This is a genomic window from Fibrobacter sp. (assembly GCA_017503015.1).
Classification (GTDB): Bacteria; Fibrobacterota; Fibrobacteria; order Fibrobacterales; family Fibrobacteraceae; genus Fibrobacter.
On the sequence record JAFVTX010000072.1, the window covers coordinates 1 to 25,092 of the forward strand.

The 25,092-nt window shown below is 48.8% G+C and carries 19 protein-coding genes; 17 read left to right on the forward strand and 2 right to left on the reverse strand.

Annotated elements, in window-relative coordinates; all coding sequences use genetic code 11:
- The 8 genes from IKB43_12395 to IKB43_12430 form a co-directional block, all read left to right on the forward strand.
- Window positions 1-2,103 (forward strand): hypothetical protein (locus IKB43_12395; GenBank protein ID MBR2470921.1); only part of this gene is annotated, 2,103 nt, incomplete at its 5' end.
- A 12-nt stretch (window positions 2,104-2,115) separates the two neighbouring features.
- The gene (locus tag IKB43_12400) at window positions 2,116-4,419 is read left to right on the forward strand and encodes a hypothetical protein (protein MBR2470922.1); all 2,304 of its coding nucleotides are present in this window, start codon (window positions 2,116-2,118) and stop codon (window positions 4,417-4,419) included.
- A 14-nt stretch (window positions 4,420-4,433) separates the two neighbouring features.
- Window positions 4,434-6,554, forward strand: a complete 2,121-nt coding sequence (locus IKB43_12405; protein MBR2470923.1) for a hypothetical protein — start codon at window positions 4,434-4,436, stop codon at window positions 6,552-6,554.
- A gap of 11 nt (window positions 6,555-6,565) precedes the next feature.
- Window positions 6,566-7,300 carry a hypothetical protein gene (locus IKB43_12410; GenBank protein MBR2470924.1) on the forward strand — a complete coding sequence of 245 codons (735 nt, stop codon included), beginning with the start codon at window positions 6,566-6,568 and terminating at the stop codon, window positions 7,298-7,300.
- 11 nt (window positions 7,301-7,311) lie between these two features.
- Window positions 7,312-8,364, forward strand: a complete 1,053-nt coding sequence (locus IKB43_12415; protein MBR2470925.1) for a glycoside hydrolase family 18 protein — start codon at window positions 7,312-7,314, stop codon at window positions 8,362-8,364.
- Window positions 8,365-8,476: 112 nt separating this feature from the next.
- The gene (locus IKB43_12420) at window positions 8,477-9,487 is read left to right on the forward strand and encodes a T9SS type A sorting domain-containing protein (GenBank protein MBR2470926.1); all 1,011 of its coding nucleotides are present in this window, start codon (window positions 8,477-8,479) and stop codon (window positions 9,485-9,487) included.
- A gap of 162 nt (window positions 9,488-9,649) precedes the next feature.
- Window positions 9,650-10,963, forward strand: a complete 1,314-nt coding sequence (locus tag IKB43_12425) for a hypothetical protein (GenBank protein ID MBR2470927.1) — start codon at window positions 9,650-9,652, stop codon at window positions 10,961-10,963.
- A 15-nt stretch (window positions 10,964-10,978) separates the two neighbouring features.
- Complete coding sequence (locus tag IKB43_12430) at window positions 10,979-12,817, forward strand: cellulase family glycosylhydrolase (protein MBR2470928.1); 1,839 nt, start codon at window positions 10,979-10,981, stop codon at window positions 12,815-12,817.
- 29 nt (window positions 12,818-12,846) lie between these two features.
- Here IKB43_12430 and rsmA read toward each other — a convergent pair whose 3' ends face one another.
- Complete coding sequence (rsmA, locus tag IKB43_12435) at window positions 12,847-13,629, reverse strand: ribosomal RNA small subunit methyltransferase A (GenBank protein ID MBR2470929.1); 783 nt, start codon at window positions 13,627-13,629, stop codon at window positions 12,847-12,849.
- Between the two features lie 223 nt (window positions 13,630-13,852).
- On the opposite strand from rsmA, the gene IKB43_12440 reads away from it, so the two are divergent.
- On the forward strand, window positions 13,853-15,313 hold the full coding sequence (locus IKB43_12440; GenBank protein MBR2470930.1) for an adenosylhomocysteinase: 1,461 nt from the start codon (window positions 13,853-13,855) through the stop codon (window positions 15,311-15,313).
- An 83-nt stretch (window positions 15,314-15,396) separates the two neighbouring features.
- Window positions 15,397-16,605, forward strand: coding sequence for a M18 family aminopeptidase (locus tag IKB43_12445; protein MBR2470931.1), 1,209 nt, complete (start codon window positions 15,397-15,399; stop codon window positions 16,603-16,605).
- A gap of 7 nt (window positions 16,606-16,612) precedes the next feature.
- Here IKB43_12445 and IKB43_12450 read toward each other — a convergent pair whose 3' ends face one another.
- Window positions 16,613-17,650: an NAD(P)-dependent oxidoreductase gene (locus tag IKB43_12450; protein ID MBR2470932.1), complete on the reverse strand. Its 1,038-nt coding sequence runs from the start codon at window positions 17,648-17,650 to the stop codon at window positions 16,613-16,615.
- Window positions 17,651-17,706: 56 nt separating this feature from the next.
- On the opposite strand from IKB43_12450, the gene IKB43_12455 reads away from it, so the two are divergent.
- The 7 genes from IKB43_12455 to IKB43_12485 all read left to right on the forward strand — a co-directional run.
- Window positions 17,707-18,186 (forward strand): GtrA family protein, encoded by a 480-nt coding sequence (locus IKB43_12455; GenBank protein MBR2470933.1) that lies wholly within the window; start codon window positions 17,707-17,709, stop codon window positions 18,184-18,186.
- A complete protein-coding gene (locus tag IKB43_12460; protein ID MBR2470934.1) occupies window positions 18,183-19,811 on the forward strand; it encodes an NAD(P)/FAD-dependent oxidoreductase in 1,629 nt (542 codons plus the stop codon). The genes IKB43_12455 and IKB43_12460 overlap by 4 nt, the downstream gene beginning before the upstream one ends.
- A gap of 13 nt (window positions 19,812-19,824) precedes the next feature.
- A complete protein-coding gene (locus IKB43_12465; GenBank protein ID MBR2470935.1) occupies window positions 19,825-21,582 on the forward strand; it encodes a hypothetical protein in 1,758 nt (585 codons plus the stop codon).
- Window positions 21,583-21,640: 58 nt separating this feature from the next.
- Entirely contained in the window at window positions 21,641-22,378 is a 738-nt protein-coding gene (locus IKB43_12470; GenBank protein ID MBR2470936.1) for a tetratricopeptide repeat protein, read from the forward strand.
- Window positions 22,379-22,518: 140 nt separating this feature from the next.
- Window positions 22,519-23,145 (forward strand): hypothetical protein, encoded by a 627-nt coding sequence (locus tag IKB43_12475; GenBank protein ID MBR2470937.1) that lies wholly within the window; start codon window positions 22,519-22,521, stop codon window positions 23,143-23,145.
- A gap of 10 nt (window positions 23,146-23,155) precedes the next feature.
- Window positions 23,156-24,595 (forward strand): hypothetical protein, encoded by a 1,440-nt coding sequence (locus IKB43_12480; GenBank protein MBR2470938.1) that lies wholly within the window; start codon window positions 23,156-23,158, stop codon window positions 24,593-24,595.
- Window positions 24,596-24,599: 4 nt separating this feature from the next.
- Window positions 24,600-25,092 (forward strand): DNA methylase (locus tag IKB43_12485; GenBank protein ID MBR2470939.1); only part of this gene is annotated, 493 nt, incomplete at its 3' end.

Consider the following 25,092-nt stretch of genomic DNA (forward strand, 5'->3'; position numbering starts at 1 on the left):
ACTGTGGTGGGCAAGGATGATCGCCCTGTTGCCGTGTCTGGCGACATGACGATTCGCTTTAAGCATTTTGATTTTTACGAGGCTGCTCCATTTGAAAACAATGACCGAAGCCGTACTAGGGTGGAGTCAGCGTTGAATTTGGGGTTTGTTGTTTCTCCAGCATCGTTCCTGACAGTCTTTACGAATCTGTATCTGCCTTTTGATTTTTCGGGGTATTTTGAAAACGATGAGGCTTATGCGCCTAATCAGGGCCCGTTCAATAATGGTGAGCGTGTTCCCTTTGCTCATTGGACCGATTACTATGGCATTGCGGTGAACGAGAACATGCTTGCGGGTATCGATGTCCGTGCGGGTAGTTTCGGTGCAACTTTCCTTGCTGGAGGCGTTATCTGGGCGAGTTCCAGTCCTTTGACAATGTGGGAAAGAGAGACCATGGCGCGCTTTGCCTCGCAATATGAGACCTTCGAAGACGAAAAGGTGGTAAGTACCTACTATAAAGAAAAGAATTTTCATCCTGTAAAAGAAGGTGGCCGTGCTTTTTGGACTAATCGTTCTTTTGGAGGCCTGTTCCTAGATGTTCACACGCTGCCATGGAACATGAAGGCTCAGTTTATGCTGTCACAGCCCATGGATATGGATATTGGCGCTCGAGATGGTACAAGAATGTTGGGTGGGCAACCGGGTGAGCTAGAAATGGTGGGTACCTATGACTTCAGTGGCATGGTCTATCACGCTCGCTTGGCCAAGGAAAAAATTGAACTTGCTGGGTCTGACATGACTGTCGGAGCCAACTATTTAGGTGTTACCTTTGAAAATGACATTATTTATCAGCCTGGGTATACTTTTAAGAATGCTGATGGTGACCCTTACATTGTTGATAACCATGTGGCGTCCATTGACATCAAGGGTAACTTGACGCCAAAATTTTATCTAATGATGGATATGGCCCTGAGTTGGGATGACTCTACTATGTTTAAGCGCATTCAAGACACGACTATTGCGGCCAATTATGAAAAGGGGTTCTTTGACGAGGGAACGTCAACTCCGGCTTTTGGCTTATACATCAAGGCCCAGGATAAGCATTGGGAGCCTATTACCCTTGAAGCGGTTTACCTTCCTAAGGACTTCTTTTCGCCTTTCGGTATGACTGACCCTTCTCGTTTCCGCTCATGGCGTCAGGATGAATTTTATGTTGGCGCAGGAACCTTCCGCTACGGACCCAACATGATGGGTGCTAACGTGAAAGTTGAACCCCAGTTCAACCGAGGTCGATTTGATGCCCAATATGGCGTTCACAAACAGATAGAAGAGGGTGATGACGTTATCAACTTCAAATATAACCTGAACGGTCGCGCGGTTTGGGAATCAAGCAATTCATGGACAAAATTCAAGTCCCTGTTCCATTCGGATTCTGGAAACGTTCTCAACGACGCCCGTTATCTTTCTCGTGTCGGTGGCAAATCTGTGAATAAGCTTGACGAACAGACGGGTGGCCTTAGAGGTGGCACTTGGGAACTTTGGGATGGTTTTGTTCCGTACAACTCGGCTGAGGACGCTGCGACCGCGGATATTCCTCAGCATGTTAAGTGGAACACATCCTTGGTTATCGATGCCGGTTATGATATTGGCCACTGGTTCAACACGGACAGGAATATTATGTTGAGTGTTTACTCTGCCTTGTCTGGTGTTTCTACCTCTTTCGCTCCTATTGCCTATAGCGAGTCCCAAAAGGACATGTTAATGTGGAGCTGGTTCGTGCAGTCCGAGCCTGCGATTGCCATTACGCCCACGCTTCATGGTCTGTTGATTATGGGATTTGAATCGTTCCGTGCAGAAAACGCATTTGTCATGAGAAAGATTAATTCTGGTCTGCCTACTCAGGGAACAACCTATTCGGCGGCCTATAAGAATGGCGCTTTCAAGTACGAGCATGCTCCAATCAATATTCTGGAGACTGCTCTTGGATTTGGTTTGGATTGGGATTTCACGCCTAGAGCGGGGGTGCACTTCCGCTACAAGTGGATGACCCATAGCGATGAGTTTGCGTCTGAAAATGATTGGAAGGGCCATTATTTTGCAGTTGAATCCAAAATGTGGTTCTAGTAGGGGTTGATTATGCTAAAAAGATTACTTATAGGTCTCGTTACTTTTTCTGCAATTGCTTCTGCTTCTGCAGTCGCCGACAATCAGGCTAAGATTGATAGCACCGTCGAAAAATTAGAATCCCAGCGGGGGATTGATATTGGCGGAACAGTTCGTGCGGTTTACAATAAGTCCAATATTGACATAGACCAAGACGTAGATGCATACAACCATATGCCTGATCGTGAAATGAATGAATTTGTCCAGTTAGATTTGGATATGCATTTTAGGCCTTGGGATTTTGTTCGCGCAAATCTGTTGATGCGAATGGGCGCAGGCATGCAGGACTACTTCGCTAATTCGGCAACAATGGTCAATGTTCAGTGGGCTAATGTTGAAGGCGAGATAGGCAAAAATTTTCATTGGGTAGTGGGTGATTTTCGTCAACAGTATTCACCTTTGACATTATATATGCCGGGTGTTGATATTATGTATGAGCCTATGATTTTTGCCCGCAACCGTGAAATGGGTGAACGAGAGGCCCTGATCCAAGGGAATCAGCGGAATTTGCAGGGGGTGAACCTTCAGTTCCGCAAGGACATGGGGGCGACTTTCGGCGAACTTCGTACAGAGGGAATGCTAGTTCGTTTACGTAGGGCAGAACGCTTGGATACGACGGGGGCTATGGGAAACCTGCTTCCTGGTGAAAATATTGCTGGGGCGACACAAACGGGAACTTTTGATAAGTATGCGGCTATTGCCAACTTTGAGTTGTTCCCTCTCAACAAGAATTTGATGGTTGGTGCTACCTACATTTATACGTGGGATGACGAAAAATCTAAGACCTATACCTATTATAAGAATGATTTGTATACTGGAGCAGAACCAGAGCATATGTTTAAACGTATGCCGGTAAATTTTAAGGATTCGTTGCCGCAGGATACAAAGGTGGGCGCCGTCCGACTAGGTGCCGATGTGGCGGGGTTGCTTGGTAACAAGAACCTGATTTTGGATGTTACTGGAGAATTCGCTTATTCTATGGATAAAGTTTACGAGGAAAAAACTACTTATGTAGATTCTCTCCAGATAGCTTATGATCAATGGGGTTCTGTTGTGACTGGAGAAGACGGAGCTCCTGTTATGGAACCGTCTTCCCTTTTGCGCGATGAACGGGGGAATATTTTCGATACACTGAAAACGCTTTCTTCCGATAATAAAACGGACAAGGGCATGGCTGTTACGGCTAATTTGAATGCCGGGTTCCGCACGTCAAGTTGGATGGTGAATGTGGGTGTTGATTATGTTCACAATGATTCAGCCTGGTTTAACTCTTTGGCTCAGTCGCCCTCTTTTGTGGCAAGGCGTGTAATGAATTCCGATAAGGATGGGGATTTGACAAAGTATGGCCCCTATGCACCGCTTTATTCTACCTTTGATGCTCTTTATTTCTTTACCCCGAAACATTCGCCAGCATCTAAAACTTTGGCTAATGATGACGAAGCTATGAAAAACGGGCAGACAAGGAGCTATAACATTGCTCCGTATGCAAAGACATCTTATACGACTGCTACCATGACAAGAAAGGAACTCGCTCTGATTGATGAATTATCCGATGCTAGTATCCAGATGGCCTTGCCCTTTGGGCTTGCAACTTCAAACCGCAATGGTTTCCGTGCCAATTTAGTGGCTGGTCTTGGCGAAAATAATGTTGTAGAAGTGCAGGGGTTGTTTACCAAAATGGAGCAGGTGAAGGGCTTGGGAAACCTAGATAAGGCCTCTTTTGTGGAATATGGTGGTGGAGGCAAAATAGATATCCTTGCTTTGCTGGGATTTAAACTGCCGCTAGAATTGAGCGGTAGCTACAAGCACGCAGAGCGCTCCATTTCCGATGCCGAATTCAAGACGGACTTTATCAATGTGGGGCTGTATGCTCGTTACTGGAAGCGTCTTGGTGTTTCTGTGGGGGCTCAGCGTATTGATGCCGAATTAAATGCGGATGGCGCGTTGCTCCAACAAGCGATGATGAGCAATTTGAATGTGGCTGTTGCACCTGTTATGAAGGGCAAGCAGATTCAATGGATGGTGGGGCTTGATTACACGTTGGCTCCTCATGCCTGGTTGGCTTTGAATTACGGACAAGCCTCTGTTTCGAACAGTTATGCTGTGGATGGCTTGCTTGGTGGAAACTACAATTCTGTGAAGAATACCTTTGTGGCTGACACGGAAACCAACCTGCCGGATTATATGGCTATAGCTTCTCGCAAGTCTACGGCCCAAAGGTTAAGGCATAAGTTCGTCCGTAGTATTGTGCAAGCAAGTGTGAATGTTGAGTTCTAGGGGGAGGTTTGGACATGTACAAGGATACAAAGACAATGATTTTTAAGGCCGCCCTTTCTTCGCTGGTATTTCTAGTAGGGACTGCATTTGCTCAGCAAGAGGCTGATAGTGATTCTGCTTCTGTTGAGGAACGCCAGCTGAGTCTTTTAGAAAAGTTGACAAACTATGAGGCCAATGCCTTGGGCTTCGCAATTAATGGTACTGCGCGTGCGGGGTATTTGCGTTCTTCTTTAGATGCTGATGAAGCCATAGAAGAATCGCAGCTGACAGAAAGCTCTGCTTACACGCATGTGAATATGGGTTTTTCCATTCGCCCTAGTTCAGAATCTGTAGCTCGGTTTGATTTACGATTCCACAAAGATTGGCAGAATGCGCATCGCGAGGGAAATAATTCTCCCATAACCACTTGGTGGTCTTACGATGGCATGAGCCTAAATAACCATTTGAAATTCAATCTGGGTCATATGCGAGTGGCTTACACTCCGCTGACCATCTATCAGCCCATGCCTGATTTTATCTTTGAACCTACCATCCTTGCCGAACACCGGGCTGAGGTGATGGCAGATAAAAACTTAGATGGGTCCAATAATCGTTTAATGCAGGGCGTCAACCTGGAATATCATTCTAATGAGCTCGGTCCTGTAGATGATTTGATGTTGCATGGAACTCTTGCACGAATTCGCAATGTGGCCAAGAAAAGTACGCAGGTGTTTTTTGACTACGATGATGCGGACAGATATCTCTTTGCGGGTGCAGTTGGAGTCGATGTAAAGGGGATAACCCTTGGTTTCAACGATGCTTATGTATTTGATCATGTTCGCAGTACCCGAGCTGTGAATCTGCTCACTGCCTCTGATGAGATTTATTATGAAAGAAACAACGTAATGAGTGGAGAACTTGGTTTTGATTCTAAACGCTTGATGCCCGGCAATTTGCATTTCGGCGTAAATGCGGAATACGCCATGTCCTATTGGAGTTATCTGAGGGATCACATGATCTCTGAAACAGAAAAGAAGATGTTGGTGGTTATTGACTCGGCATTAAAGGAAGACGGGAGTATTGATTCGGATAGGGGTTATTTGACTAATTCCGAAGTTTCAAAAAATGTTCCGACTATAGACAAGATTGCGGGTTTAGAGAATAAACCGGCCCTCCATGTAGAGGCCTTTGCAGACGGCTCTGTTGGAACCATCGATTTTAATGCTAAAGCAAATTTTGTGAAGGTGGATAAGGATTTTCAGGCCGAACTTGCTATGACTCCGGCTTCTTTGGGCAATGTTCCTGTATTGAATAGCGAAGCTTCGTTCAGTACAACAACTTTAGATGGTCTTCTTGCCAATGTTCGTTCTGGGTCCCTAGAAAACCTTTATTTTACGCTTTATGAATCGGTCCCGCTTAATTCGGCGAATATGCTTGCTGGATCGGCCATGGAGGGGGCGTATAACCAGCTCTATAATAATTTCAAATACGCTCAGTATTATAGAAACGGATATAATAACGTGGTGCTGCAGCGTAATGACCTTTTGAAGACTTCGCTGGCGCTGGACCCGTCTAATGATATGGCTTTGCCCTTTGGGTACGCTACGCCTAATAGGACCGGTGGTGATATCGATTTGAGTGGTAAGTGGAATGACGCCATTGCCGTTCGTATCTTGGCAGGCTTTTATAATGCAGATGAGTTGGATGCAACCGATACCCTTGATTTCATCTCTGGAACAAAGTATATGAAGTTTGGTGGTGGAGCCAATGTGGATTTCGCAAGATTGTTGTCCATGGGAAAGGAATGGGGAATACAATTGGGCGGTTCTTATGAGATGTCTAAAGAGACAGATGGGTTTGAGAGGACATCTTCTCGCATGATGGCCGGATTGGATGTGACATGGAATCGTGTATCGCTGTTAACGGGATTCCAGATGCTGAATCTGGAATTTGGGAAGCCCTATTTGGCAATCTTGGATGGAACATCGGAGATGCTTGCTTTGGGCGGACTGCGTTACAAGATTACTGCCGGAGCTTACGCCACTGTTGAATATGGTTATATAACCAATTCTATTGACTATGTCGGCACATCTGGTGCTGCGACAATGGAATTGAGCAAGAATGTTATCATGGCCGATGTGACGGTGAAATTTTAAGGAGGCTTGTAATGAAATTTCTTGCTAGTTTTGCTTTGACGGCTTCTTTGGCTGTTGTGGCCTGTTCTGATATGTCTATGGATCCTGATGATACCGTTATTAGCACGTCCAATGTTGACCCTGGTGCACAGATTGAAACTGATTTGTTTGTTGAACCGGCTGATTTCGACCTGAATACTTATTTGGAGATAAACTCGGATGTAAAGTACAGCCAGATCATTCAAGCCGTTCGAAGCAGGAATCAAGCCTTTTTGGATTCTATGAGTATGACTCAAGATTCTGTTGAATTAGAGGATGGCTCTAAAAAACCTATTGCCGTTGTTGCGAAAGAACGGTATAATGCAGACACTTCTGCGTTTATCCATAGCGATACGGCGTTCACACATAAAGTGTTCTTGATGGCTGGTTACAAAGAAGAAATGTGGCCTTCTGCTGATTCTTTGAATAAGGAACAGAGGTTTATGGTTACGCTTTTCAACTTGGTTCAGTCGGGCAAGCCTTCTATTAATGAAGACAAGAAGTTTATAGAAGAATTTGTCTATGACGAAGACGCGCTAAGGTTGCACTACGTTATTTTTGGCGCCCTTGAGGGCCGTGCCTATCGTTATTGCGAAGCGGGAGAAATGGGTGCGCCAAAGTCTGAAATACATCCAGATACGCTTGGAGTACGACCCCGTATCATGGATTATAATGCCCATATTTTTTGCATGAACAAAAAAGATGGCTTAGTTTATTCGATTAAGTAAGGTGGTGAAAGATGTTGAACAAGGTTTATGCGATATTGTTGTTCTCGGCCACGATTCTTTTGGCCGCCGAGTTTCGGGTAGATGCCTATTATCCCAACTGGTTGCAGTATTCTCAATTTACTCCAACAGATGTTAGGTATAGTTTTTTGACCGACATTCATTACGGTTATTTTGTCCCTAGTGAAGATGGTTCCAGCCTCACCAACGCTGACGAATCCGACGAACCGAATTTTAAGAAGTTGTTGGAACTGGCAAAGCAAAATAAGGTCGGAGTAATTGCTATTGTTGGTGGTGCCGGCAACGAAGAATCCATGAAAGCAGTTGCTTCTAGTGATGATGCCTGTTCGAAATTGGCTGAAACAGTCAAATCGTTTGCAGAAGCTTCTGGACTTAAAGGTGTTGAGTTAGATTGGATTCCGTCTGAGGATTCAGAATACAAGGCTTGGGGAAAGCTAGTGGTGTCTTTGGCCAATGCTGGGCTTAGTGTCTACGCCTCTGCGGTGGGCTCGGAAGAGGCTGCTTCGGCATACCCAGCTGAGGCCCTTTCTCAGCTGGCAGGCCTTATGGTGTCATTCACGGATCAGGCTAGTGCCGATGAGGAAAAAGTGGTCCCTAATTCTAATTTCGCAAAGGCTAAAGATGTGTTGAAGACATATTCCTCTAAGTTGGCCTCCGAAAAGATTATTCCTGTTGTCCCTATGTACGGCAAGTCTTTCTACAAGGCTACAGGTTTGGGCTCTGCACATGAGGGTGTGGGTAGTGGTAACGAAGGGTATCTACAGTACAAGGACCTAATGACAGCCTTTGACACCCCAGACTACAAGGTTTCTTTCGACGAGGCTTCCTTGAGTGAAGTTGCTGTAAGCGCGACGGAAACGGTTGTGTTTAATGGAATTCCGTCTATGAAAGCTATGGCTACCTTTGTCAAGGAAAATGGATTTGGCGGTGTTGCCATGTACGATATTTCGGGAGACCACAAGGAACCCATTGTGTCGCTTTTGGTGACTGTTGGCCAGATTTTGAGGCCTAGTATTGATTATCAACCCAAGAAAAAGAAAAAGTAAAGTGATTTTCGGCACGTTTTTGTAAAAAAACAAAAATAAAACTGAAAAACCTTTCCCTTTTTCAAAAAAAAGATATATTTTAACATCATAAACCTTAAAAAGAGAGAGAAATATGAAAAACCTTGCAATTTTTGGCCTTGCGGCCGCTTCTGCATCCCTTGCCACAGGTTCCCTTTGGAACATGACGGTTGATGCATACCAGGTCCAGGTGCCGGGTGCCGTTTCTTGTATGGCGTCTGCTGCTGATCAGGATGCTAAGAATGCCTGCTACCAGAGCACCGGTGGATGGTGGTTTGCCTATACTGGCGATACTAAGGATGGTCAGACCTATAGCTTCTCCCCCATCGGAACCAACCTTGATGGCACCTACAAGATTGAAACAACCGACGAAACCGATGGTTCTATCCTTCCCGGTGGCAACCTTCAAGAAGGTGTTGGCCTGGTTGTGACGATTTCTGCTGCTGGTGGTTCCGAATCGGCTCCGGCTGTGGCTGGCATTGGTTTCAACTATGGCAAGTCTGATACCGAGTCTGTCAGTGTTGCTGACAAGACTGGTTTCTGCTTGGCCTATTCTTGGACAGGTGCTAATCCGCTTAGCGTTGAATTGAGCCAGGGACCCGATGATGAGCTTGCTGGCTGGAATACCTGGGATGCCAAGATTCCGCCTGCAACCGGTGGTAGCGCCAGTCTGACTTGGGACAAGTTCGCAAACGGTGGTACCTGGGGTACTCCGAAGACTCTTGATGAAGTCAAGGCTGCCTTGCATTCCTTGAAGATTCGTATCAAGAACTCCGCTGCAGCCGAAGAGAAGGGTACGCTGACCATTAGTGAAGTTGGTTACGCCGAAGATGGTTGCGGTAAGGGCGGTTCCGGAACTCCTAGCGCTATCCATGCTGTTGCAGCTTCCTCTGCTTCTGCTAAGGCTACCCTTTCTGGTCGCACCCTTTCCTTCAGTGGCATCAACTCTGCTGCCACCTACGAAATCGTGAGCCTCCAGGGTCAGGTTGTCAAGAGCGGCGTCGTGTCCTCTTCTATCAACCTGTCTAGCTTGAACGCTGGTGTTTACATGGTTCGCGTTGCTGGCAAGTCTGTCAACATGAACCAGAAGATCCTCGTCAAGTAATAGGGCGATTAAGCTTCTAAAGAGCCTCCGCGTGATACGCGGAGGTTCTTTGTGTTTTGGGTCACGTGAGATGTGTTAAATTGCTTGCAAATAGTATTTTACAACCCGTTTTGCTTTTTTTTTTATAAATTAAGGATTGAAACTATCAAAGTAGAGGCTTATATGAAGCGTTTTCTTTTGTCCCTAATGGCCATGTCGGTTGCCTTCTTTATGGCATGCTCTTCCGATGACCCTGCACCTGTGACTCCTGGTTCTGGTACAAATGAAGGAGGCGAAACAACGCCTGGCGATAACTCGGGTTCTTCGACGACTCCAGATGCTGCGAACGCAACCTATTATGCGGCACGTCCTGCTCCGAATACGGCTGCTGTGGAAGCCATGTATGCTAATTGGATTAGCAGGTTCTATGTAACTGCTGAAGAGGAAATCACGTCTCCAGGAGACCTTGGCGACTTATACATGTCAAAGATAACCGGTGCTGCTCGTATTAAATTTGACAATCCCTTAAACACAGTGTCTGAAGGTATCGGATATGGCATGCTCATCACTTTCTTTATGAATGATATGGATAAATTTGATAGGCTTTTCAAGTACTATAAGGCATATCCAGTGAGTGAAGCCAGTGGCATGTATTTTATGCGGTGGAACATCAAGGGCGACAAGTTCAATGGCGGTTTTACTTTGGCTGCTAATGGCGGGTCCGCAACGGATGCCGATTTGGATGTTGTCGCCGCCTTGCTTATGGCTTATGGCAAAACTGGGAATGCAGAGTATAAGGACTACGCTCTAAAAGTTGCGGCATCCATTTACAATACGGAAGTGAATCCGACGACTCATTTGCTTATGCCGGGTAACGACGGAAAGCATATGAATGATGGTTATTGCTATAATATCAGCTATTTCTCGTTAGTGGCTTTGAGATTAATGGCCAAGTATGACACGGAGCGCACCGCTCAGTGGAATGAGGTAAAAGATGCGACACTGGCTTATATGAAAAAGGTTCAAGATGCTGGCTATGGCTTATGGCCCGATTGGAGTGATGCCAATGGAGCTCCGATAGATCCAGGTAACAATTCCTCTACAGGAAAATTGAATAATTATTTTGGTCTTGAAGGTGTGCGTATCCCCTTGCGTTTGATTTGGGATTACGATTGGTATGGTGACGAGAGTACCAAGGCGTTGGCTTCTAAGGCGGCACAGTATATTTACGAAAAAACGGGTGGCGATATCAAGCAGGTGCTTAGCCGTTATATTTATACGGGGGATCAGCCGTCTACGGGGCTCGGTGGCGCTCACTTTAGAGGTGCTTTCTGCGCTGTTTGGACTGTTAATCCAGATTATGCAGCAAGTGTTGCTGCCTGTAACGATGTTATTGTGACCACGGCTTTTACGACGGCGAATTATTTTGAACCGACCTTGCAGATGCTTGATGCTCTATACCTGAATGGTTACTTTAAGAAAGAATTCAATTACTAATTATTGAAATAACATATGATGATTGGGCTGATAAAGAAAATAGTGGCTATAGCTACGCTTGCTTCTGTAGGCGTTTGGGCGACTCCGGTTAGTGAGCATGGACAGCTAAGCATATCTGGTTTTGATGTTGTTGACAAGAATGGGAACCCCTATATCCTTCGCGGAATGAGCATGTTCTGGGATATATGGGGGTTCGACCGGTTTTATAACTCTGGTGTGGTGAGCACTTTGGCTGGGACTAGCGGTACTGGCTGGGGAGCGAACCTGGTTCGTGCTGCTATTGCTGATTTCAATGTCAATCTTGCCAAAAATATGATTGATTATACAAACAATAGCGGCATTTACATAATCATAGATAACCATTCGCATTGTGCTCATAAAGATGTTTCCAGCGCTACAAATTTCTTTTCTCAGGTATCGCAATATGTGAGCCAGAAAGGGTATAAGCATGTGATGTACGAGGTGTTCAACGAACCCTTGTACGAAAACTGTAACGGGGCTACAGATACGCAAAGTGGTGGGCAGAAAATCAGCTGGACGACAATTAAGAACTACGCTAAGACCGTTATAGCGACTATACGTAACAATGACAAGAATGGCATCATCTTTGTGGGTACGCCCAACTACTCCGCAGGTACTGAGGCGGCAAGGGCTGATCCAATAACGGGCTATTCCAATATTGCCTATTCTTTGCACTTCTATGCATCGTCTCCTGGCCATGCTTCTTACAGGTATAATCTGTTGAGAGGAAAATGTAACGATTTCCCGATTTTTATTACAGAATGGGGAACTTCGGAGTCTGACGGAAACGGAAGTTTCAATCGCGATATGAATGATACGTGGCTTAGCTGGGTAGAAACTGTTGGTGTTGGTTGGGCAAACTGGTCTATCAGTGATAAGGGGGAAACCTCCTCTGCCCTGACATCTGGAGCGGGAACTAGTGGAAACTGGTCTGATGGCCAAATTAGTCAATCCGGAAAATATGTTCGCAATCTTATGAAAACACTTAATGCGGGTGGTTCGCTAGAAAGTGTTGGCCTTAGTAAGTCAAACATCGATTGTAAAATACTGGACGGAGCTTCAACATACGAGTTTGTCCGGACCGGAATTGGGACTTTTGGCTACATGATCGAGGCGGAGAATTATCTGGATTCAAACAATGCAAAAACAGTGGACTATGAAAAAGCCTCGAACAAGAGGGTTAGTCAGTCTATCAGTGTTGGCCAGGAATCGTCTTTGACTTATGCTCTTGAAGAAGCTCCTTATGAAAAAGGGTATTATAGATTCCAGGTTCGCCTGGCGGCAGATCATGATGGATATTTTACTTATTCTATAAATGGAAAATATAAGGATTCCGTGGAATATAAGTCCACGGGTGGATTGACCTCTTTTGAAATAAAGAAGTCCTTAATAATTGTCCCCCGGAACGAAGGTGCAGTTTTGACTGTTTCATGGAATGGAAATGTAGCTGTCGATTATGTATTTGTCGGGGGACTTGGATCTTCGGATAGCGTGGCCTTTGGACTTTTAGAGATCGGTGAAAATGGTGAAAGGACTGTGCTCATTCCAGAGGAATTCTCTCAAGAAGAGGAAGAAGTGCCATCCATAATTCGGAAAAAAGAAATTCCTAGTAGTCGTATTTCTGTTCACCTATCAGGTAAAAACTTGGAGCTGAATGGAGTGAACTCTGCGGTTTCTTTGAATGTATTGGATGTTCAAGGGCGTGTTTTGATGAAGCGTCAGTTGGTGCAAAGTTCTGGAATGGTAGACTTGAGCGCATTGCGCCCAGGAGTCTATGTTGTACGATTGAAAGGTTCCGGAATTTCGGAAACGAAGAAAATCCAGCTACGGTAGAGATTGAGGGTCCGCGAGTGCGGACCTTTCTATTTTTTGTCGATTATTTTGTAAAATTCCAGGAACTGTGCGGGAGAAAGTTCTTCGGCGCGAACCGTGGTGGGGTAGTCCAGGAGCTCGATGGCTTCCTGGATTTGCTTTTTGTCGTAGGCGCGGCCGAAAGAATTGGCAAGGGTCTTGCGCTTTTGGGTGAAAGCGGCCCGCACAAAGTCGAAGAATCCGTCGGGGGCTTGCAGGGCATCGGCCTTGGGCGTGAGCAGCATGGTGGCGCTATCCACGTTGGGCCGTGGTGTAAAATGCTCGGGCCCGATTTTCCGGAGGATTTGGGTGTCGGCGTAGGCGGACACCAAAACGGAAAGGCTTCCGTAGTTGCTGCTGCAGGGGGCGGCGCAGATGCGCTCGGCTACCTCCAGCTGGACCATGCCCATGAACCCTTTGGTCAGGTGCAGCTTGGGCATGAGTTCTGCGATGATGGCGGTAGAAACGTTGTAGGGGAGGTTCCCCGTGACCCAGGGCTTTTCGTGGGCGTCCAGAAAGGCCTGCAGGTCGAACTTCAAGAAGTCGATGTTCTGGATGTGGAAGTTTTCGCGGCCCTGGAATTTTTGTTCCAAAAATTCGACGCACTGCTCGTCGATTTCGACGGCAGTGAGTTGCACGGCACGGTCCAGCAGGTGCTCTGTGAGGGCGCCGTGCCCAGGGCCGATTTCCAGCACGCAGTCGCCTTCATTGGCCGGCAGGTCCCCTGCAATCAGCTTTGCGGTAGGGACATCCAGAAAGTTCTGGCCAAATTTGCGCCGTCGTGCTCTGTCCATGGGAGGAAAGATAGGAAAAAGGGGGTAGGGGTTAGGATCTAGGGGATAGGATCTAGGGTCTAGTAGGCGGGACTCAAAAATGGAGTCTTGGGTGGGAGACTATTTGACGGCTCGTATGCATATAACTATATTTATGCATAAACAAAATCGGTGCGGTTTAGGCATAAGTCGCCATGATGGTTGCAAATTGTCTGTCGCAAGAACCGCGCCAAAAGGAACAATTATGGAATACAAAATTAAGGACATTAACCTTGCAGTGGAAGGCCGCAAGGAACTCGACCTCGCCGAAACTGAAATGCCGGGCCTCATGGCTCTCCGCAAGGAATACGCTGGCAAGAAGCCGCTCGCTGGCGCGCGCATCATGGGTAGCCTCCACATGACCGTGCAGACCGCTATTTTGATTGAAACGCTTGTGGACCTCGGTGCCGACGTCCGCTGGGTCAGCTGCAACATCTTCAGTACGCAGGACAACGCTGCCGCCGCCGTCGTGGTGGGCAAGAAGGGAACGATCGAGAACCCGCAGGGCGTGCCCGTGTTCGCCTGGAAGGGCGAAACCCTCGAAGAATATTGGGAAAACACTGCCCGCGCCCTCGTGTGGCCCGATGGCAAGACTGCCGACCTCATCGTGGATGACGGCGGCGACGCCACCATGCTCGTGACCTGCGGCGCCGAATTCGAAGATGCCGGCAAGGTGCCCGAATTCAACCCCGCTACCGACAGCGAAGAATGGGGCGTGTTCCTCGCCACCTGCAAAAAGATTTTCGAGAAGGACCCGAAGCAGTGGACCCGCGCTCGCGAAACTCTCCGCGGCGTTTCTGAAGAAACCACCACCGGCGTGCATCGCCTCTACCAGATGGCCCAGGCCGGCCGCCTGAAGTTCCCGGCAATTAACGTGAACGATTCCGTGACCAAGTCCAAGTTCGACAACCTCTACGGCTGCCGCCACTCCCTCATCGACGGCATCAACCGCGCCACCGACGTGATGATGGCAGGCAAGATTGCAGTCGTGTGCGGTTACGGCGACGTGGGTAAGGGCTGCGCCCAGTCCCTGCGCGGTCAGGGCGCCCGCGTGATCATCACCGAAATCGACCCGATTTGCGCACTCCAGGCCGCCATGGAAGGCTACGAAGTCAAAACCCTCGACGAAGTCGTGAGCTACGCCGACATCTTCGTGACCACCACCGGCAACACCGGCATCATCAGCGCCGCGCAGATGGGCAAGATGAAGCACCGCGCCATCGTGGGCAACATCGGCCACTTCGACAACGAAATCGACATGGCCGGCCTCAAGAAGGTTCCGGGCATCAAGAGGAACGAAATCAAGCCGCAGTACGACGAATGGATTTTCCCCGACGGCCACAGCATCCTCGTGCTCGCCGAAGGCCGCCTGCTGAACCTCGGCTGCGCTACCGGCCACCCGAGCTTCGTGATGAGCGCAAGCTTCACGAACCAGACCATCGCCCAGATCGACCTCTGGCTCAATGCCCAGGGCAAGGACACCGTCGCCGGCATCAAGTACGAAAGCGGCGTCGTGTACACGCTCCCGAAGATTCTCGACGAAAAGGTCGCACGCCTCCACCTCGAAAAGCTCGGCGTTCACCTCACGACCCTCACCAAGGCCCAGGCCGACTACATCGGCGTGCCCGTGGAAGGCCCGTACAAGGCTGATCACTATCGTTATTAATAGGCAAACTCCATAAGCGCGCAGATATACATTAAATAGAGCACCCTCGGTGGATAATCGGGGGTGTTTCTATCTTTTAATGCATGAATTTCCTTGATTTTTTGAATAATTCGGTAACGCCCTACCATACGGTCCAGAACTTGAAACAACTTTTGGAACCTGCTGGGGCCGAAATAAAGCTTTTTGAACGTGGCGGTGCGCTGATTGCGGTCCGTTTACCTCGAGCGGCAAGTGCAGAATCCAGGTTCAGGATTGCCCTTGCCCATACGGACTACCCGACATTGAAAATCACCCCCAATCCGGACTGTTCGGCTGCGGGCGTACGGACCCTCCACCCCGAAGTTTACGGCAGTCCCATTCTCGCCAGCTGGCTGGACCGTGACCTAGGTTATGCCGGACTTTTGGCCTACGAACTGGAAGGCAAGGTACAGACAAAGTTGTTCCGTGGAAAAAAGCTGTTCCGCATTCCGCAGCTTGCGGTCCACTTAAACCGAAACGTCAACCAGGACGGCCTGAAGGTGAACCCCCAGACGGACTTGAACGCCCTGTGGACTGCCGTCGGCGGCAAGGAACGCTTTGCAGAGGCCTTGTCTGCTGAGATTCCTTGTGGGGCGCGTCTTCTGGATTTTGACGTGCAGCTCTTCGATGCACAAGCTGCACAGCTAGGCGGCTTTGAAGACGAATGGATTTATTCCGGCAGGCTCGACAACCTTTCTAGCTGCCACGCCATCGCAGAAGCCTTTGCCAAAGCGGAACCTTCGGAGAAGGATTTTCAGGTGGCGGCCTTCTTCAACAACGAAGAGGTGGGTTCCAACACCCGCGAAGGTGCCGCCGGCAATTTCTTGAAAAGTGCGCTGGACGAGGCGGCTTCCCTCTCGTCTCTCGTCTGTAGCTCGCTTGCGAGCGTTCTCTCGTCTAGTTTGGCCCTTTCCATTGACATGGCCCACGCTTGCCACCCGAACTTTGTGGCTAAGCACGAGCCGAACCATGCTCCGATTCTAGGCGAGGGGATTGTCCTCAAGGTCAATGTGCAAAAGCGTTATGCCAGCGATGTGTTCTCTAACGCCCAGTTTAAACTGATTTGCGAACAAAATAACATTCCGTATCAGACATTCGTCATGCGTAACGACATGCCCTGCGGCTCAACAGTGGGCCCTGCCGTTTCGGCAAGCCTAGGGATTCCCACAGTGGACATCGGCGAACCCATGCTCAGCATGCACAGCATCCGCGAGATGACGGCAAAAAAAGACCACCAAGGCATGATTGCCCTGGTGTCTGCATTTTATTTGTAGGACTTGTTTACGAAAGCCATTTCAGCAGCCGGATGACGCCCATCTTGGCGCACTCATTGTGGGCCGAAACATTAGTGCGGTGCTCAATAGCCTTACGATTTTGGTGGTAGAATTCATAGGCGCGGAGCAGCATTTCTTCGTTGGTCTTTGTGGGCTGGAAGCCCAGTTCTTTCTTGATTTTTGACGTGTCAAAAACGAAGGTGCTGGCAATCATCTTGTACTGGTAGGGGCCGAGGGGCGAAATGCCGAGCTTGCTGGCGAGCTTCATGCAAGGGATAATAAACCATTTGGGGAAATGGGCCAGCCTGGATTTTGACTTGCCATGCTCGATGACGTAGCTGTACACCTCGTTGAAGGTCTTCACGTTGTCCGAGCCGATGTTGAATACGGTGGTCCCTTGGTAATTCAAGGCGAGTTCACAGGCGTTGGCCAAGTCCTTCGCGTAGATAAACTGGTAACGGTTGTTTCCGTCGCCTACCATCCAGAGTTTTCGGTTTTCGTCAATAAATTCAAAGAGGATGGAAAGCAGTCCGAGTCGGCCTTCGTCCATGATGGTAGGACAGCGGAAGATGACAGAGTTTAGCTTATCCTTGCGGGCGAAGAGAATTTTTTCCCCTTCCAACTTGGACTTGCCGTAAATCTCGATGGGGTTCGGCTCTTCGGCCTCGGTAACGGGGTCGTCGAAGTTCTTTGCCCAGAGACAGTTTGAAGATGTGAATACAAGTTTGTTTACATCGTGGCGGATGCAGGCGTCGGCGATAATTTCTGTGCCGTCCACGTTAGATGTCCAAAGGTTGTTGATGCGCTTGCGGTCGTGGGCCAGCATAGCGGCTAGGTGGAACACGGCGTCAAACTGGTTTTCGCTGAAGATTTTTTCCACCAGCTCCTTATCGCGGATGTCCCCCAATATGCTAGTAAGGTTTTCGTGCTTGTCCGGGTCGGGACAAAGGTCGATGCTTACGCATTTGTGACCCTTTGCAAGGAGTTCTTTTTTTAGAATGGAACCGAAGAATCCGGCGCCACCGGTAATCAGGAAACAAGACATGACTAATAACCTACGTGTAGAATTACTTTGGGGGTAAAATTACTAACTTTTTTTCAATGGATTTCGAAAATTCCATACTCGGAAAGATAAAATCGAAGATTCCCTGCCGAAGGGGTATTGTAGGCCAGTTCTTGCGTTATTTCGTGACTGGCGGACTTGCCTTTATTGTGGATTTTGGGGCTTTTGCGCTTGCCCTCTACTATTTTGACATTCATTACCTGATTTCGAACTTGATTGGTCTTGCGGCGGGGAATGTGGTCAACTACCTCCTGACTGTAAGGTGGGTGTTCAGCACGGAAAAGCGCAAGATGGAAAAGCACGTTTTTCTGGAAGTGGTCGTTTTTGTGCTGATTAGTCTCTTTGGGATGGGACTGAATGAATTACTGATGTATGTCTTCGTCGGGGTGCTCCATATTCAGGAGATGGTATCCAAGGTAGGAGCGGCGATAATCGTACTTCTGTACAATTTCCTAGCAAGGAAGTTTATTCTTTTTAAATCGGGAAGCAAGAATCCTAATTCCCAAGGTACCTTATGAGTGAAGAAAAGAAAGTCGCCGTCATCGCGGGAGCTGGTCCTGCTGGTCTGACCGCTGCCCTGGAACTTTTGCGCACCACAGGTGTGAAACCTGTGATTTTTGAAGCCGAAGATGTTATCGGGGGAATTTCCCGCACGGCCCGCTACAATGGCAACCGTATGGACATAGGCGGCCACCGTTTCTTCAGCAAGAGCGACACGGTGATGGACTGGTGGCAGGGGATTTTGCCGTTGCAAGGTTCCGCCAGCAAGGACGACATCGCCATCGGGCGCAGCGTTCCGCTGGTGCAGGGCGGCCCCGATCCCGAAAAGACGGACTACGTGATGCTCTGTCGTAGCCGCCTTAGCCGCATTCTCTTTTTGCGCAAGCTCTTTGATTATCCGGTGAGCCTGAACGGCGACACTATCCGGAACCTTGGCCTGTGGCGCATGTTCAAGATAGGCATGAGTTACCTCAAGGTTCAGCTTTTGCCCGCCCGTAAAGAAAAGAGCCTGGAAGATTTCATGATTAACCGCTTTGGAGTGGAACTTTACCGCACCTTCTTTAGGGACTATACCGAAAAGGTGTGGGGCGTACCCTGCAATAAGATCAGCCCCGACTGGGGTGGCCAGCGCATCAAGGGGCTTTCCATCACCAAGACCGTGGTGCATGCGCTCAAGCAGATTTTTGCAGGCAAGAAAAAGCCTGAAGCGGGAGCTGCCAATGGTGCGGACATCCGCCAGAAGGATACCGAGACGAGCCTGATAGGCCAGTTCCTCTACCCGAAATTCGGCCCAGGCCAGCTCTGGGAAACGGTGGCCGAGAAGGTGCTGGAGAAAGGTGGCGAAATCCACATGAACTCGAAGGTGGTGGGCGTGAACCGCTCTACCGACGGCAAGCATGTGGAAAGCGTAATCGTGGACCGCGGAAATTCCACGGAAACGGTTTCCTGTGACTATTTCCTCAGCACCATGCCAGTAAAAGAACTTGTGGCCGCCATGGACAACGGAAAAACGCTCGTGCCGGCAGAAGTCAAGCGCGTAGCTGAAGGCCTCGTGTACCGAGACTTCATCACAGTGGGGCTGCTCCTGGATAAGTTGCTCATCAAGAATCCTGCAAAGTCAGGCACTCCCGAAAGCAAGCTCAAGTTCGTGGCGGACAACTGGATCTATGTGCAGGAATCCGACGTGAAACTCGGCCGCATCCAGATTTTCAACAACTGGAGCCCTTACCTGGTGGCCGACCCCGAGAAGGTGTGGATCGGCCTCGAATACTTCGCCACCGAGGGCGACGAGATGTGGCGCATGCCCGACAAAGACTTCATCAAGTTCGCCATCGCCGAACTTGACAAGATAGATGTCGCCCGTCCCGAAGACGTGCGCGATTCCGTGGTGTTCCACATCAAGAAGGCGTATCCCGCCTACTTCGGCACCTACGGCGAGTTTGACAAGATCCGTGAATACGTGGACCCGATCGAGAACCTGTTCCTCATGGGCCGAAACGGCATGCACAAGTACAACAATATGGATCACAGCATGCTTGCTGCCATGGAAGTGGTAAAGTGCATTCGTGAAAACTCCACCGACAAGACTGCCCTCTGGAGCGTGAATAGCGAAGAAGACTACCACGAAGGAAAGAAGGCCTAGATCGGTATTTTTAATGAAAAGAATCCTGAAAATTTTTAGGTGTCCGGAATTATATGTAACGCTTATACTGGTGCTGGTGTTGGTGGCACTGAAGGCTGCAGCTCCCGTCATCAAAAATGTCACTTTAGAAAGACAGAGTGAAACAAAAGAAGTTGTCCTCCCGATTCTTGAACGCATGGGTCAAGGGGAAGTTTTTTCTGTCAAGTTTGGATTGAATACGGGATGGTCTAAAGAATTGAGCCTTAAATTGGTTCCCGATGATTGCGTTTTGGCCATGTCTATAAATGGCAAAGCCCTAGACCCAAAACTTTTTCCCGGCTATTGTGATTGGGCGTCGGGTTTTACCTTGACGAGAAAGGATTTTGAAAAACATGTCGGATTGTTAAAAGAGTATAGTTTCAATCTGAAAATCCGGAACAACGGAGGCGCAGCGGGTTTGTCGGCACTGATGAAAGCTGATTCTTTCAGTTCTCGGGCTCTTTCTATTGTCGCCGCAATTCTTTTGGGGTTACTGATATTCTTAATCGGCTCGCGGTTCCGGCTACACAAGGGGATATTGCTGATTTTCCTGTTGGGACTGGCCTTGCGTGGAGCTTATTTCCAAGAAACAAGTTACAGCCAGCGAGCCTACGACGTAGATGGACATATTGAGTATGTAGGAATTGTGGCAGACGAGCACCGCATTCCGGACAATAAGGAATGTTGGACCTGCTACCACCCACCCCTTTATTACCTTTCGGCAATACCCTTCTGGGAAGCCTCTTTCCTGTTCGATTATTCCAAGCCCAGGGCGCTACAATGGTACAGTTTTATCATGTCGGCATTGGCCCTGATTTTTGGGCTATATTGCTTGCGCATGCTTTTGACGGGTGGAGGTTTTTGGCTTGCCGCCTTGCTTTGGACTTTCTGGCCGTCCCTTGTCATGATGTCTCCGAGGGTTACCAACGAAGCCATGTTTTGCATGGCGCATGTGATTTGTTTCTGGGCCATTTTGCGGTATATGGCTACAAAGAATGGTGCGTATGTGATTCTATCGGTTGCCCTTGCGGCAATGGCCTATTGGGCAAAATCCACGGGAATCATTACCATCGCCATGCTCGGATTGATGTTCCTTGTCTATTTTGTTCCCAGCAGATTGCTGTCCTTTGAACGCAAGAAGAAATCGGAATATGTCGGCCTTGTGCTGTTCTTGGCCCTTTGTGGCATCGTGGGAGGCCTTGTTCTGTTCAATCCCGATATTGTGGGCAACTCCAAGAATTTGAACAGCGCCTTGATTGTGGGTGCACAGCCGGGTAATATGCTTTATTTTGATTTGGAAAACTTCTTGACCCACCCTTACACTAGTGCCTGGGATGACAATATGGGTCGGCAGTATTTCTTGAATTATCTCGCAAAGACATCCCTTTTCGGGGAATTCCAGTTGCTGAAAACCACGGCAGGGAACTGGCTTGCAACCATTATCAGTATTTCGCTGTTGGGCCTTGTGGGATTTGCCCTAGTGGGGCTTTGGCGAATAAAGTGGAATGCCAAGACAATTCTTTCCCTTGCTCAGATAGTGATGTTTGTTGTGGCAGTGGCTGCACTACGGCTGAAATACCCATATTCGTGCAGTAATGATTTCCGCTTTATACTTCCAGTATTGATTCCCTGTATTTGTTTGTCGGTTGAAGGAATTTTTGCCGAGAATGGCTCTGTACGTCGCCGAGTTGCGGGCGTGTTCCTTGCGCTGATTTTTAGTGGTTGCTCGACAGCTCTAATGCTTTTGCTATAGATTGGTCGTATAAATCTCATTTTTGTATATTACCATTGCAAAGATGAAGGCTTGAAAAATGCGATTGTTTTTGATACTGTTATGCGTGCTGTCGGTGTCGCTTTTTGCGCGACCTATAAACGACGGCAATAAACTTTTTAAGAATGGCGACTATGCCGGTGCTTTGGAAAAGTATATGAAGGCTCGTGAAGCAGAGCCTGCAAACCCGTTGTTGTTTTACAATATCGGCACTTGCCAGTACAAGTTGGGCAATTACGACGAGGCCAAGAAGGAATTGGAGAGCGCCGTGCGCATGCCCGACAAGAAAATGGCGGCCAAGGCGGCCTACAATCTGGCCAATACACACTTTCGCATAGGTGAAAAGTCCGCCGAAGGTAGCGAACGCATTGCCGCCTGGCGGGAGTCCGTTGCCTACTTGAAAAAGGCTATCGACCTGGACAATGGTTTTGAAAACGCCAAGAAAAACGTGGAAATCGTGCAGCGCAAGCTGAAAGAGGAACTGGACAAGCAAAAGCAGAACCAGGACCAGAATCAGGACCAGGACAACGACCAGAAGCAGCCTCCCCTGAGCGAAAAGGCGAAGGAAGTTCTGGCCCGTGCATTGCAGCTTTGCAAGGACGGCAAGTATGCCGAAGGCAAGGAAATGCTGGAAAACCTGATTGCCGAAGACGAAACGGCTGGTCAGCTCAGCGGGCATGTGCAGCGCATCGATGACATTATCGAAATCAAGGCTGGCCGAAAGCCCAAGGCAAAGATTGACGCCAGCAACACCGACAACGACCTGGAGGTAATCTGATGAAGAGAAGTCTGTGGTCGGTGATTAGGTTGATAGGCCGTAAACAGGATTGCTGTCCCCGCATTTTTTCGTGTCATCCCCGCGAAGGCGGGGATCTCCCCTCTGTTTTGAACGTCCGTTTATTTGCTTTTTTTGCCGTTATGTTCTTATCTGTCGCTGCCTTTGCCGCCCCCAAGTCGGCATCGGCCTACTACAGCGATGCGGCCTTCCAGTACATCGAAAACCGCCTGCCCTCTGCAGAAATTACCTGCAACGAGGGTCTGCAATACTACCCCAACGATCAAAAATTGCAGATGCTCCTGGACCGTATTCACGAGGCCAAGGACGAACAGAAAAACGAAAACAAGAAGAACGACAAGAACCAGGATAACAACCAGGACCAGAATCAAGACCAAAACCAGCAGGACCAGCAAAACCAGGACCAGAACGGCGAAGGCAATTCCAGCGGTTCAGAAAGTTCCTCAAGCGCTTCCGATGAGCAGGACCAGAACGGCAGCGGTCAGTCCAGCAGCTCGGATGCGGGAAGCTCCGGCGGCGAAGGCGGGGCCGGCGAACAGCCGCAACCCGAGCAGCCCGAAGAAGGCTCAAGCGACAGCCAGGGCGATTCCTCCAACGATGGCGCAGAACCAGAAGAACAGCCCGTGCAGATGGGAGAGATGAGCCCCGAAGAGGCCGCACAGCTCCTGAAAGATTTTGACGAACAGAACGGCGAACGCAAGCCCTGGAAGCCTATCCGCGGCCAGGCAAGACCCGCTAAGGACTGGTAAGGAGGTTAATATGAAAACAATGCAATTCCTTCTCGTCGGTGCACTGGCGTGCTCTGCATTGTTGTTGTCTGCGTGTACGCACAAGTCTCCTTCTAGTACGGGGTCAGAAGAGGATGCCCAAGATAACTTTGCCCCTTCGAAAGAATTGTCCGCCAATTACACCCTGCTGGACCTGTTTTATATCTATGGACACGCCCGTAACGAGATAGAGGGCAGTGTCGACGCCTACGTTGGCAAGGGTTCCGCTTTGGATAGCAAAAATGCTTTCGGAGAAAAGAGCTGCACCAAGGGATATTACGACGTGTGCTATATGTACAACCAGATGACTGACCCCTACACGCGTTACTATGACCCGACAATGGCCGCAGCGATGCTAGCATCCCTTGTCGAATCTGAAAAAGGCTTAAGGATTGTGGGGATTGAATCTGCCCCCTATGACGAATTTGATGTGGAACTGTTTGTTGTGACATCGGCGGATGAGGGGGCCAGGAACCTCGGAATCCAAGAAGGCGACCTCTATTCCATGGACGACTTAATGATGGCCTATGAGGAATATTCCGGTCAAGATACAATCATGCTGGACATTGCACGTCCGCTTCAGAATCAGTTATATCCTGTAAAGGTTAAAGTTGCCGTCGAGGAAATAGGCCGGCTACCTACGGTGTACCTTCATTATGAGCAAGATGGTATGGGCGATTCCATACCGGTTATCAGGATAACGGAATTTGACAGTAAGACCTTGGACGACTCGGGTACTTATGGGGAATTTGCCGAAGCCCTGAAAAAGACTGCTGGTTCAAAAGCCACCATTATAGATTTGCGCAATAATGGTGGCGGGGATACCGATCATTGTATTGCCGCCGCAGAGCAATTTCTTTCTAAAGGGGATACCATTGTTATAGATATCATTGCCGATGCGGATTCTGTTTTGGCCGATGGCAGGCAAAAGTACATCCAGAAATTGGATACTGTGATTGTTGTCGCGGGCCAGGATGGAAGCGCAAGGGACCGCTATGTTGTTATGCTTGCGAATGAGATGTCGGCCAGTTGTGCAGAATTGATGCTTTCGGCTATTGCCTCCAACAAGAAATCCCCTGTGGTTGGTACCTTGACTTACGGAAAGCAGATTGCGCAGTTGGGGATAGCGAAGGGGGAGGAAGACGTGGATATCCCCATTGCCTTGCCTGACGGACTGGCAATCATTACGGCAATGTATTCCTACGACAAAGACTGGAAACTATACCATGACTTAGGAATAGTTCCTGATTTTGAAATAAAAACCAGAAAGGCACAAATGGAAAAGGCTGTCGAACTGGCCAGTTCGGCGACCTATAGGCGCACTGCCGGATATGGAACCGAAAGGCTCGGTCACTTTGCAAAGCCTGCCGTCCAGACAAGGGGAAGGTCCCCGCTGAAGGCCATGAAGATGCGCTATAAGATTATCCGCTGATTCCATGCCCTCCCGCACCTTCGCCGTCATAGACCTAAAGTCGTTCTTTGCCTCGGTGGAATGTATCCTCCGGGGCCTTGACCCCTTAAAGGCAAAGCTGGTGGTGGCCGACGAGAGCCGTACAGAAAAGACCATCTGCCTTGCGGTGACGCCTGCGCTGAAGGCCTACGGGATTCCTGGACGGGCTCGGCTTTTCGAGGTGAACCAGAAGGTCCGGGAGGTGGAACGCCGCACCGGCGAGAAGGTGGAGTTCTTGATTGCAAAACCCCAGATGGCCAGGTACGTGGAGTATTCCACGAAGGTGTACAACGTTTACCTCAAGTACGTAAGTGCCGAAGACATTCATTCTTATTCTATCGACGAATGTTTTCTGGACTTGACGAAGTACCTCAAGCTGTACAAGAAGACGGCTCGGGAGCTGGTGAAGACCATCATTCAAGATGTATTCACCACCACGGGAATCACTGCAACAGGAGGCATCGGCACAAATCTGTACC